This window comes from Brevundimonas intermedia, assembly GCF_027922165.1.
GTDB lineage: Bacteria > Pseudomonadota > Alphaproteobacteria > Caulobacterales > Caulobacteraceae > Brevundimonas > Brevundimonas intermedia.
Genome location: NZ_BSFD01000001.1, coordinates 520658 through 532014 on the forward strand (window position 1 = coordinate 520658; position 11357 = coordinate 532014).

Consider the following 11357-nt stretch of genomic DNA (forward strand, 5'->3'; position numbering starts at 1 on the left):
TCTCCCCGAAGAGCCGGTCAATGGCGGGTGGCGGACGTGACCGGCTGGCGGGCGTCCTGCTGTTGATTGAAGATGGTCTGGAGGTCGGGCACGACGATGAACTCGCCGTCTCTTTTCACCAGGCATTGGATGAACTCGGGCCGCCAGCGCATGCCCACGCTGGGCGGCGCCTCGGAGTCGGCCCGGGCCAGGGTGGTGACCTCATGGACCTTGTCGGTGCGTAGACCGACCAGGGTCGGCTCGCCGGACAGTTCGATCTCGATGACGACGATGCGGCTGTCGATCGTGGGGGCGTTCCGCTCAAGACCGAAGGCGACACGCAGATCGGCCAGAGGAATGACCTTGCCGCGGAAGTTGATCACGGCGCCCGCGAAGGCGCCGGCGCCGGGCACCACGGTCTCGGGCGTCAGGTCCATGATCTCCTGCACGCCGACGGCGTGAAGGGCGAACAGTTCGCCGTTCAGTTCGAAGGTCAGGACCTCGACCTGTTCGGCCCCGGTCCAGCCGGGAGCGGTGGCGAGTTCGGTCTGGGTGCTCATATGGCCTCGCGCATCTGCGCCTCCTGCTGCTGGCCCTTGGCGACCAGGTGGCCGACGTCCAGGATCAAGGCCACGCCGCCGTCGCCCAGGATGGTGGCGCCCGAGAAGGTCGGCAGGCCGGCGTGGAGCTTGGACATCGACTTGATGACGGTCTGGTGGTCGCCGATGATCTGATCGACGACCAGACCGATCCGCTCTGTGCCCGTAGAGACCACCACCACCTTCTGGTGCAGTTCGGGCGGGGTGCCGGTCTCGAACATCTCGCGCAGGCGCAGGTACGGGACCAGGCTGTTACGCAGCGAGATGAAGCTGCGGCCGCGCGACCGCAGATCCTCGTCCAGAGACAGTTCCAGGCATTCCTCGACGGCGCCCAGAGGAATGACATAACGGCCCTGGCCGACGCGAACCAGCAGGCCGTCGATGATGGCCAGGGTCAACGGAATGCGCAGCGACACTTCCGAACCCTCGCCCGGACGGCTGGCGATGTCGATGGAGCCGCGCAGCGCCTCGATGGTGCGTTTGACCACATCCATGCCGACGCCGCGGCCGGACAGATTGGTCACCGCCGCCGCCGTGGAGAATCCGGGGTGGAAGATCATCTGCAGCAGGTCGTGGTCGCTCAGGACCGCGCCGGGCTCGATCAGGCCTTGCGATTCCGCCTTGGCGCGGACGCGCTCGCGGTCGATGCCCCGACCGTCGTCGCGGATGGTGATGACCACCTCGCCGCCCGATTGATGCGCCGACAGGCGGATGCGGCCCGTGGCGGGCTTGCCGGCGGCGGCCCGATCCTCGGCCGTCTCCAGCCCATGGTCGGCGGCGTTGCGGATCAGGTGGACCAGGGGGTCGGCCAAGCGTTCGATGACGGTCTTGTCGATCTCGGTCGTCTCGCCATCGGTCGACAGGTCAATGGCCTTACCGGTCTCGCGCGCCAGGTCATGAACCAGGCGACGGAACCGACCGAACAGGGTCGCCACCGGCACCATCCGCAGCACCATCATGGTGTCGCGCAGTTCGCCCGACAGACGCTCAATCTCTTCCGACACGGCGCGCAGGGCGGTGTCGGTTCCGGAATTGGAGATCTGGGTCAGGCGCGACTGGGCGATGACCAGCTCGCCGACCCGGTCCATCAGTTCGTCCAGGCGATCAGCCGGCACGCGCACGCTTTCAACCGCCTTGGCTGTCTTGGCGCCGCTGGCTTCGACCGGATCATTGGCGACCGCCGCAGCGGCCTGAACCGCCACGGGCGCCGCAACGGGAGCGGCGACCTTGGCAGGCGCCGGCTCGACCGGTTCAGCGACGGCTGCGGCCTGGACAGGGGACGCCCCGAGCCGCGCCTCGTCCAGCGCCTCGATCGACAGGTTCATGTCGTCGATGACGAAGATGAAGACATCCTCGATCGTCGCCCGGTCCTGATCCGTGGTCAGAGTCACGTCCCAGGCCAGATAATGGTCGGTGGGTTCGATCTGGCTCAACGGCGGCACGCGCGAGGCGTCGGCGACAACCCGCGCCTCGCCCATCTCGCGCAACTCGGCCAGCAGGGCCAGGGGATTGGCTCCGTTCTTGAAGGCGTTGGCCGGCAGGTCGAACTTGATGCGCCATGTCGTCAGGCCCGGCGTCACGACGGCGGGCGGACCCGCGCCGTCCGCCTCTTGCACGGCTCGTTCCAGATCGGCCAACAGCAGGTCGCCCGCCGCGCCGTAATCGCCCGACGGATCCTCCATCAGCTGGCGCATATGGTCCCGCGCCGCCAGAACGGCCGACACCAGATCGGTCGTGGCCGCCACCTCGCCCTTGCGCACCCGATCAAAGGCCGTTTCGCAGTGGTGGGTGAAGGCGGCCAGGGCGTCGAAGCCGAACATCGACCCGGAGCCCTTCAGAGTGTGAAGCCCGCGGAAGACGGCGTCGACCAGATCGCGATCCTCCGGCCGGTCCAGCAGGTCCAGAAGCCCCTGCTCTATCAACTCCAGATTCTCCCGAGCCTCCACCTGGAAGACCGCAATGGCTTCGTCGCTCATCTGCCCAGCACCTTTTTGGCGACACGCACCAGTTGATCGGGATCGAAGGGTTTGGTCAGCCAGCCCGTGGCTCCGGCGGCCTTGGCGCGGGCCTTGAATCCTTCGTCGGATTCCGTGGTTAGGAAGACGATCGGCACGCCCATCTGATCGGGCATGCGACGCATTTCCTCAATCATGGTCAGGCCGTCCATGACGGGCATGTTCAGATCGGTGATGATCAGATCGAAGGCGCTGGCCTTGGCCTTCTCGATACCCTCGGCGCCATTGACCGCCTCGGCCACCGAATAGCCGGCGTTCGTCAGCGCGATCTTCAGCGCGACGCGAATGCTGGGCGAGTCATCGACCGTGAGAATCGAAGCCGTCATTGAGCGGATCCTTCGTGAAACCAGAACTGAAGATCATCTGAGGGGGCGTCCGTCAGGAAGCCGGCGGCGTCCAGCACCGACCTGAAACCAGCCGCCGGGCGTTCGAGAACCAGGGTCTTGCCGACAGCGCGCGCCTGGCGCCGGGCGGACTCGATCAGTTGCAGACCGCATAGATCGACAGCCTGATCATCGACAAGGTCGAGGCTGATCGTGTCGTCTTCTTCAAAGGCGTCGAGGATAGACTGCCGGATGACAGCGGCGTTCTTCACCACCAGCGCAGCATCGATGGACAAACGTTTCGTCATGCCTCGTCCCTATAGGCGCGGCCTACTGCTGCGCATCATGGGAACATGTTTGACGAGTGCGGTTAAATCGGCCTCAAGGCGTTTATACGCAATTATACCTAGCTTTGCCATTAGCTTGACTGTTAGCAACGCAAGGATGTGCTTAACCTAGATTTCATTCAGCCCCGCTAAAACTCGTCCGTCGCCAGAATGGCCAAACGGGGTTCTCAATTGCTCGACTCAGGCGTTAGGAATTCAGGCGCTCGACAGGAGGCTGTTCAGGACGGCTTCCCATACGAGGGCGACCGGTTTCACGCGCAAGTCGCCGACGCCTCGCCCGCCTATATCTGGCTGCTGGATCCACAGGGGCGGATTGTCCACGTCAATCCCGCCGCCCGCCGTTTTCAGCCGCACGTCCCTGCTGCCCACACCATGGCCTGGCAAGACGCCTGGCCTGCAGACTGCCGTTTCTCCATCGAGCGGGGCGTACAGGAGGCGCAGGACGGCAGGGTGTTCGCCTTCCGGACGCGTTTCGCAACGGACGAGTCGGAGGCGGTGTATCTGAACACCACGGTCAGCGCCGTGCGGGACGAAACCGGCCGGATCGTGCGCCTTCTGGTCAAGGCGGAGGACGTCACGGCCGAAACGGAATCCGCCGCCTTCCTGAACACTGTCATCGACGTGCTGCCTCTCGCCCTGACGGTCAAGGACGCGCGATCGGGTCGTTATATTCTGGCCAATCGCGCGGCAGAGAAGCTGTTCGGGAAGTTCGATGGCCTGACCGGTCTCCTGGCCGCTGAGGTGCTGCCGCCCGCCTTTGCGGAATGGGCGGCCGACGCAACGCCTGGCATGGGGTCCCAATCGGCGGTGCACGAGGCGCCGGCCCCTGGCGGGGTGCGATATCTATCCGCCACCAAGGTCGCCACCTATGACGATGAGGGCGTTCGTCATCTCATCGGCCTGACCGAAGACATCTCTCAAAAGCATCGCGACGCCGACGCCCTTCGGATTGCGCTCGAGGAGGCTGAACAGGCCAATCAGGCGCGCAGCGCCTTCGTCAGCAACATAAGTCACGAGATCCGAACACCGCTGAACGGCGTCATCGCCGGCGCGGACCTGCTCGCGGCCCGAGCGCGCGGGCCGGAGCTTGAGGAGGTGACGACGATGATCCGATCCTCCGCCGCGGCGCTGCAAGATCGCTTCCAGGAGCTTCTCGCCGTCGCTCACCTTGATGGCGACGAGTCGCCGCCACAGGTGGAAACCTGCCCCTTCGTGGATCTGATCGAGCGGTTGGTCCAACCGCTTCGCGGCCCCGCCGCCGCCAAGGCGTTGAAGATCGTCGTGACGACTGCGCCGGATCTTCCCTCCACCTTCACGGGGGATCCCGCCGCCTTGGGAAGGGTGTTGACGCCGCTGCTGAACAACGCCGTCAAGTTCACACAGGAGGGAGAAGTCCGCCTGGCCGTCGGACCACGCCTCGACGGCGGCCTTCGCTTTGTCTGTATCGACACCGGTGTTGGCTTCGATCCCGCGATGAAGGACGCCATGTTCGCCGCCTTCCGACAGCAGGACGACGCCCTTACACGCCGGTTCGGCGGCATGGGTCTGGGTCTATCTCTGGCGCAAGAAGCCGCCCGCGCACTGGGAGGCGTGATCGACGCCGCCCCGCGAGAAGCCGGAGGCTCGATATTCTGGCTGGACCTTCCTCCGCCTGATGCGACGGCAGAATCCGCGCTCGTTCCGGCCGCGAGGTGGCGAGTTTTGGTTGCGGATGACCATCCGACCAATAGGCGCATCCTTGAAATGATGCTGGAGACCGTCGCTGAGATCACCACAGCCGAAGACGGCCTTGAGGCTCTGGAGGCTACGCGACGCGAGCGGTTCGACGTGATCCTGATGGACATCCAGATGCCGCGGATGGACGGCATCACTGCGGTCGCTCACATTCGTCAGGCGGAACGCGAGACGGGCCAACCTCCTGTGCCCATCATCATGTTGACCGCCAATACGCAGCCCGAACATGTGGCCGCCGCCCGCAAGGCCGGCGCCGACCGACACGTGGGCAAGCCGTTCACACTGGCCCTGCTGTTAAGCGAGATACAGACGCTCCTGTCCTCTTCGCCTGTCGATACCGAAGCAGACTTCGCCAGAACCGTCCCGGCGGCCTGATACATTACAGAGCGAAGTCGAGCCGTCCCGCCCAGGCGCGAACGAGGTCAGGCCACGCCTCTGCCGGTCGGCCCATGATCAGGCGGATTCCGAACCCGTGCCCGCCTTCCTGGAACAGATGCGCCTCGGTCGGGACCTTGGCGGCCTTCAGGCTGGACAGCAGCTGAAGACTGTTCTCCACCGGCACCGCTCCATCGTCCATGGCGTGAAGCAGAAGGACCGGAGCGGCGCCGGCCCAGGCCATCTGTTCGAGGGAATAGGCGGCGATCCGCTCGGCCGTCGGCGCATCGCCCAGAAGGTGTTGGCGTGAGCCCGCGTGCACGAACGGGTCCGCCATGGTGGTCACGGGATACATCAGAACCGTAAGGTCTGGCCGCGCCGAAACCGCATCGGCGGCGTCGACAGGATCATAGGTCGCGTCCGTCCGCACACTGACCAACCCCGCCAGATGCCCCCCGGCGGAGGCGCCGAGCACGCCGATCTTGCGGGGGTTCAGACCATAATCCGCCGAACGGCTTCGGATAAGGCGAAGCGCTCGCTGGGCGTCCTGCAGGGGCGTATCAGCGCCGGCCTTCCAGCCGTCAGCGGGCAGGCGATAGCGCAACACGAAACAGGTCGTGCCCGAGGCGGCGAAGACGCGGGCGACGTCATAGCCTTCCTTGTCCAGCACCGCCCAGCGATAGCCGCCGCCGGGGATCAGCAGCAGGGCCGATCCATTCGGCCGCTCGGGTCGGAAGACCGTCAGGATCGGGTCTGTCGTATACTGGGCGTATCGGTCATGGAAGGCCGGGTCGGTCGAACGTTCCGGCACGATGGGAGTGACGGACACCCCCTCCCCGCCCGGCGCGCCGTTCGGCCACAGTCGAATGACTTCGGTGGGATCGGGCGGCGCCGGGGCCGGTGCGACGATGGCTTGGCGAGCGCGCGCGGGACGGGCGCCGCCCGCCGCCGCCACGGCGGCGGCCAGACCCAGCAGGCTTCTGCGTTCGATCTTCATGTCATCCCCGAGGAAAGGCGGCGGCCGGGACATCCCCGGCCGCTTGCGGGATCAGACCCTGGCCTGTTCGTACTTGGGCGTGATCAGGTGGATGACCAGCAGGGCGATCAGATAGGCCGAGGCGGCGACGATGAAGATGGGCGTATAGGTGCCGATCTTCTCCAGGACGAAGCCTGCGTATTTTGCCATGGCCATGCCGCCGATCGCGCCCAGCATACCGCCGATGCCGACGACCGACCCCACGGCGGAACGGGGGAAGACGTCGCCCGGCAGGGCGTAGAGGTTGGCCGAGAAGCCCTGGTGCGCCGCTGTCGCCAGCCCGATGATGCCCACGGCGACCCACAAGTTGGACGCCATGGCGGCGAAGGCCACCGGAACGGCGCACAGGGCGCAGATCAGCATGGTGATCTTGCGGGCGCTGTTTACGTCCATGCCCCGGTGCATGAAGCGCGAGGACAGCCAGCCCCCGCCAACCGAGCCGACATCCGACATCAGATAGATGACAACGATCGGCGGACCGAAGGTCTTCAGGTCCAGCCCATAGGTCTTGCCCAGGAAGTCCGGCAGCCAGAACAGGAACATCCACCAGATCGGGTCGATCAGGAACTTGCCCAGCGCATAGGCCCAGGTCTCCTTGACCGTCAGCAGCTTGGTCCATTTGACCTTCTCGACGATGTCGGCCGGATCCTGTTCGATATAGGCCAGTTCGGTCGCCGACAGGTTCTTCTGTTCCCGCGGACGGCGATAGACCAGCAGCCAGATCGGCAGCCAGATCAGACCCAGCAAGCCGGTGATGACGAAGGCCATCTGCCATCCGAAGGCCAGCACCAGGCCCGGCACGATCAACGGCGTGACGATCGCGCCGATATTGGTGCCGGCGTTAAACAGGCCCGTCGCGAGGGCGCGTTCCTTCTTAGGGAACCACTCGGCGACCGCCTTGATGCTGCCGGGGAACCCACCGGCCTCGCCGGCGCCCAGAACGGCCCGGGCCATGATGAAGTGCGTCAGGTCACGGGCGCCGGCATGCAGGATATGGCCGACCTGCCAGATGCCGAAGGCCACGCCCAAGCCCCAGCGGGCCCCGACCTTGTCCATGATCCGGCCCCACAACAGGTAGAAGACGGCGTAGGACGCCTGGAACCAGAAGACGATGTCGGCATAGTCGGTCTCGGACCAGCCGAACTCCGCCGACAGGGTCGGCTTGAGGAAGCCGATCATCTGCCGGTCGACATAGTTGATGACCATGGCTGCGAACAGCAGCCACATGACCACCCACCGGTACTTGCCCGGCGAAGGCGCCTTTATCTTAATAGGACCTGCGCTCGACGCGTCAGTCATGACTCTTACCCGTTCCTGATGTTCCTCGACGCTCCCCGTCTTCTTGTTCGAACCTCGAGGGCGAACGGGTTCAGCGTCAGATGATGTTTACTTCGCCTCGGCCCTCACGACCGAACATTGGAGTTCAGCGATACCCTTGAAGACGCACACGGCCTGATCCCCGGCGTGCACCCGATGAACCCCGGTGACCGCGCCGGTCGAGACCAGCATCCCGGCCGTCAACGGTCGGCCCCAGCGCGCACAGTGCTCCAGCAGGAACCGCACCGATTCCAGCGCCCCGCCCTCGAGCGACCGCGAACCGCCTAAGCCGACGCTGGCGTCGTTGATGAAGGTCTCGACCTGGATGTCGTCCAGCGTATCGCGCCAGTCTTCCAGCTCGGGCCCCACCACCAATCCGCCGTTGTTACCGAAGTCCGACGCCACCACGGCCGAGCCCAGGTCGTTGATCGCCGACAGGGGACTGCCGGCCAGTTCGACGCCGACGAACACCTTGTCGATCACGGCCCGGGCCTCGTCGATGGTCCACTCGGTCTTGGCGGGATCTACGCCCGTTCCGATCCTGGCGATGAATTCGGCTTCGACGGCGGCGAATCCGCCCTCGATCTCGGGAAGAGGCGTGGCCGCATCGGCCGTCGCGGGCCAGACATTCGCGGCGAAAATGGCTCCTGCCAGCCGATGTACGCCCAGCTGCGGCCGCTGGGCCGGCGGCACGCCTCCAACCTTCCAACCCACGACCCTATCGGGCGCCAGCCCGATGGCGATGTCCTGAATGGCGTAGGATTCGGCCATGGTCTGCGGAATACGGCCTGGATAGTCAGGCGTGCAGCGCCGGGCCAGGCGCGCCGAGACGAACTGCTGCGCGATCGCCGTCGCTTCGGCGGTCAGGTCCTCGGCAGCGCCGGACATCGTGACGGGCGTCGCGCTCATGCTGCGCGGCTCGCGGATTGGGGGGTGGAAGTCAAAGCCGTCGCCTCTTGAACAAGCTTCGATAAGAACCATGAAGGAAACCGGTGTCAATCCAGTTTAGAACAGGCCCATGGCGTCGGACGCGAGTCGCGGCTATGGCTTGAGCTCGACAAGAAGGAAGGAGCCGGACCTTGGCTCAAGACGATCCGCGCGCCGGCAAGCCGGGAAAGCGGGCCACCATCAACGACGTCGCGCGCGAGGCCAGGGTCTCCAAGAAGACGGTCTCGCGGGTCATCAACCAGTCGCCGTTCGTGAAGACGGACACCCGCGAACGCGTCAACGCCGTTATCAAGGCGCTGGGTTTCACCCCCGATCCCCAGGCCCGGGGCCTAGCTTTCCGGCGTTCGTTCCTGATCGGCCTGATCTACGACAATCCCAGCCCGACCTATGTGGTGAACATGCAGCAGGGGGTTCTGGACGCCCTCAAGGGTTCGGGCCTGGAGCTGGTCGTCCATCCCTGCAACCGCAATTCGCCGACCCTACTGGAAGATATTCGCGGCTTCGTCGAGCGCCAGCGCCTGTACGGCGTCATTATGCCCCCCTCGGTGTCAGAGGACGAACGGGTCATCGATCTGCTGCGCGAACTGGACTGCCCCTATGTCCGCATCGCCTCGGTGGCTCTGGACGAGCCCGAGGTCATGGTGGTGACGAACGACGGCGTGGGCGCCGCCGAAGCGGCCAATCATCTGGCGGACCTAGGGCACAGCCGCATCGGCCTGGTGCGCGGACCGGACCTGTTCCGCTCCTCGGCCGTTCGCGGCAAGGGGTTCGTCAACGCCCTGGCCGCACGCGGCATCCCGCTGGACCCAGACCTCGACTTCAAGGGCGCCTATACGTTCGAATCCGGAGTCGAGGCAGGGCACGCGCTTCTCTCCCTGGCCAAGCCGCCTAGCGCCATCTTCGCCCTCAACGACGATATGGCCATCGGCGTCATGCAGGCGGCGCGCGAGCGGGGTCTGGAACTGCCGCGCGACCTTTCGGTGGTGGGTTTCGACGACCTACCGATGGCGGCGCGTGTCTGGCCGAACCTGACGTCGGTCCGGCTTCCGATTCGCGACATGGGGCGGATGGCGGCCGAAAAGCTTCTGGCGCCCCTGCGCGGTGTCGATCCGGCCAAGCTCCAGCAGCAGGAGGTTCGCCCGGCGCTCGTGACGCGCAAGTCGGCGATCCCCTTGGGCGACTGACCGAACCTGCCGATGAGAGGGGTGTCCGGCGCGCGGTCTCCGACGCACCGAACACCCTCTGGTCGATCAGACCGTTTCGAGCACCGGCGCGGCGCTGACGACGCTCTTCAGATAGTCGCGAATGCCCTCGTCCGTCGCATTGGCGAAGAAGTATTCGGAGAAACGTTCGCCAGCGACAGCCGCCTTGAGCAGGTCCTGGTCCATGGACTTCAGAACCGTCAGCATGTCCTTGCAGGTCACGGCTTTCAGATCCTTCAGCACGCCCCGGTTCTTGCGCATGATCTCCGCGCGTTCCCGCGGATAGCCCAGGCCGCGCTCGCCTTCGAACAGCTTGCGATAGACGTCCTGCAGATTCAGTTCCGCCGCCCAGCCGAAGCCCTTGGCGTAGGGCATGGAGATGGCGTTGCCGTCGTTGATCTGGCCGAACAGGAAGGCGTCGGTCGGATCGATGACCAGGCCGCAGAACACGCCCGGCATGCTGTTGCAGGCCAGCATGGAGCCCATGCCGGTTCCGCAACCGGTGACGACGAAATCGGCGGCGCCCGAGTTCAGCAGAATGCCGGTCAGCAGGCCGTTCATGACATAGGTCAGGGACGCCTTGTCCTCAGGCGCATACATTCCATAGTGGAACACTTGGTGGCCCATGGGCTCGGCGACGGCGGTCAGGGCGGCGTGCACCGTCTCGCTCTTTGCGGCCTGGCTGTTTTCGATGATGAGCGCGATCTTCATGGGGGATTCTCCTGGGTATGACGAGCGCCACCGACCCTATCACAAACGTCGGGGCCCTCGGGCGCCACGAAGCAGCCGAAGCGGCGAACCTGTGTTTTCAGTTATGGTCTAAGCGTTTGCATCGGTATATGACACCGGTTACCAACACAGACAAGCCGGGTCCGTTCCGGCGCCTGAAATAGATCTGAGAGGAAGCGTGCCTGTCATGAGCAACCCATTCGACCTGACCGGCAAGGTCGCCCTGGTCACCGGCGGCAATGTGGGCCTGGGGCAGGGCATCGCCCTGGCTCTGGCCGCGGCCGGGGCCGACATCGTCTCCGTCGCCCTGTCGGATTCGGACGAGACCGTCGCCAAGGTTCAGGCCCTGGGCCGTCGCGCCCACGCCGTCAGCGCCGACCTGACCTCGATCGAGCCGGTTGGACGGGTGGTCGAGGAAGCCCTGGCGGCCATGGGCCGGATCGACATTCTGGTGAACAACGCCGGCCTGATCCGTCGCGCCGACGCGGTGGACTTCACCGAGGCCGACTGGGACCTGGTGATGAACATCAACCTGAAGACGGTCTTCTTCATGAGCCAGGCGGTCGCCCGCCTGTTCATCAAACAGGGCAACGGCGGCAAGATCATCAACATCGCCTCCATGCTGTCCTTCCAGGGCGGCATCCGCGTGCCGTCCTATACGGCCTCCAAGTCGGGCGTGGCCGGCCTGACCAAGCTGATGGCCAACGAATGGGCCCCGCATGGCATCACCGCCAACGCCATCGCGCCGGGCTA

The 11357-nt window shown here is 65.4% G+C and carries 11 protein-coding genes; 3 read left to right on the forward strand and 8 right to left on the reverse strand.

Annotation, left to right across the window (positions count from 1 at the left end; genetic code table 11):
• Positions 1-17: 17 nt before the first annotated feature.
• From PKE72_RS02500 to PKE72_RS02515, 4 genes are read right to left on the reverse strand one after another with little or no spacing between them, the layout of a single operon-like run.
• Positions 18-539 carry a chemotaxis protein CheW gene (locus PKE72_RS02500; protein WP_271163886.1) on the reverse strand — a complete coding sequence of 174 codons (522 nt, stop codon included), beginning with the start codon at positions 537-539 and terminating at the stop codon, positions 18-20.
• Positions 536-2554: a chemotaxis protein CheA gene (locus tag PKE72_RS02505; protein ID WP_271163887.1), complete on the reverse strand. Its 2019-nt coding sequence runs from the start codon at positions 2552-2554 to the stop codon at positions 536-538. Before PKE72_RS02505 ends, PKE72_RS02500 begins: the two co-directional genes overlap by 4 nt.
• Entirely contained in the window at positions 2551-2919 is a 369-nt protein-coding gene (locus tag PKE72_RS02510) for a response regulator (RefSeq protein WP_008263549.1), read from the reverse strand. The genes PKE72_RS02505 and PKE72_RS02510 overlap by 4 nt, the downstream gene beginning before the upstream one ends.
• A complete protein-coding gene (locus PKE72_RS02515) occupies positions 2916-3224 on the reverse strand; it encodes an STAS domain-containing protein (protein WP_271163888.1) in 309 nt (102 codons plus the stop codon). The genes PKE72_RS02510 and PKE72_RS02515 overlap by 4 nt, the downstream gene beginning before the upstream one ends.
• Positions 3225-3434: 210 nt before the next feature.
• On the opposite strand from PKE72_RS02515, the gene PKE72_RS02520 reads away from it, so the two are divergent.
• Positions 3435-5372 (forward strand): hybrid sensor histidine kinase/response regulator, encoded by a 1938-nt coding sequence (locus PKE72_RS02520; RefSeq protein WP_271163889.1) that lies wholly within the window; start codon positions 3435-3437, stop codon positions 5370-5372.
• Between the two features lie 4 nt (positions 5373-5376).
• Here the strand turns inward: PKE72_RS02520 and PKE72_RS02525 are convergent, their stop codons facing one another.
• The 3 genes from PKE72_RS02525 to PKE72_RS02535 all read right to left on the reverse strand — a co-directional run bounded on the left by PKE72_RS02525 (position 5377) and on the right by PKE72_RS02535 (position 8634).
• Positions 5377-6369 (reverse strand): alpha/beta hydrolase, encoded by a 993-nt coding sequence (locus tag PKE72_RS02525; RefSeq protein WP_271163890.1) that lies wholly within the window; start codon positions 6367-6369, stop codon positions 5377-5379.
• A 51-nt stretch (positions 6370-6420) separates the two neighbouring features.
• Entirely contained in the window at positions 6421-7707 is a 1287-nt protein-coding gene (locus tag PKE72_RS02530) for an MFS transporter (protein WP_271163891.1), read from the reverse strand.
• Between the two features lie 87 nt (positions 7708-7794).
• Entirely contained in the window at positions 7795-8634 is an 840-nt protein-coding gene (locus tag PKE72_RS02535; protein ID WP_271163892.1) for a 2-keto-4-pentenoate hydratase, read from the reverse strand.
• Positions 8635-8804: 170 nt separating this feature from the next.
• On the opposite strand from PKE72_RS02535, the gene PKE72_RS02540 reads away from it, so the two are divergent.
• Positions 8805-9857 carry a LacI family DNA-binding transcriptional regulator gene (locus PKE72_RS02540; RefSeq protein ID WP_271163893.1) on the forward strand — a complete coding sequence of 351 codons (1053 nt, stop codon included), beginning with the start codon at positions 8805-8807 and terminating at the stop codon, positions 9855-9857.
• A gap of 66 nt (positions 9858-9923) precedes the next feature.
• Here the strand turns inward: PKE72_RS02540 and PKE72_RS02545 are convergent, their stop codons facing one another.
• Complete coding sequence (locus PKE72_RS02545; RefSeq protein ID WP_271163894.1) at positions 9924-10586, reverse strand: RpiB/LacA/LacB family sugar-phosphate isomerase; 663 nt, start codon at positions 10584-10586, stop codon at positions 9924-9926.
• Positions 10587-10791: 205 nt separating this feature from the next.
• On the opposite strand from PKE72_RS02545, the gene PKE72_RS02550 reads away from it, so the two are divergent.
• Positions 10792-11357 (forward strand): SDR family NAD(P)-dependent oxidoreductase (locus tag PKE72_RS02550; protein WP_271163895.1); only part of this gene is annotated, 566 nt, incomplete at its 3' end.

What these genes read in the sequence shown, in the direction of transcription:
- PKE72_RS02530 (WP_271163891.1), bottom strand. Translation starts at nt 7,707, where the DNA reads ATGACTGACGCGTCGAGCGCAGGTCCTATTAAGATAAAGGCGCCTTCG.
- PKE72_RS02515 (WP_271163888.1), bottom strand. Translation starts at nt 3,224, where the DNA reads ATGACGAAACGTTTGTCCATCGATGCTGCGCTGGTGGTGAAGAACGCC.
- PKE72_RS02525 (WP_271163890.1), bottom strand. Translation starts at nt 6,369, where the DNA reads ATGAAGATCGAACGCAGAAGCCTGCTGGGTCTGGCCGCCGCCGTGGCG.
- PKE72_RS02505 (WP_271163887.1), bottom strand. Translation starts at nt 2,554, where the DNA reads ATGAGCGACGAAGCCATTGCGGTCTTCCAGGTGGAGGCTCGGGAGAAT.
- PKE72_RS02535 (WP_271163892.1), bottom strand. Translation starts at nt 8,634, where the DNA reads ATGAGCGCGACGCCCGTCACGATGTCCGGCGCTGCCGAGGACCTGACC.
- PKE72_RS02545 (WP_271163894.1), bottom strand. Translation starts at nt 10,586, where the DNA reads ATGAAGATCGCGCTCATCATCGAAAACAGCCAGGCCGCAAAGAGCGAG.
- PKE72_RS02500 (WP_271163886.1), bottom strand. Translation starts at nt 539, where the DNA reads ATGAGCACCCAGACCGAACTCGCCACCGCTCCCGGCTGGACCGGGGCC.
- PKE72_RS02510 (WP_008263549.1), bottom strand. Translation starts at nt 2,919, where the DNA reads ATGACGGCTTCGATTCTCACGGTCGATGACTCGCCCAGCATTCGCGTC.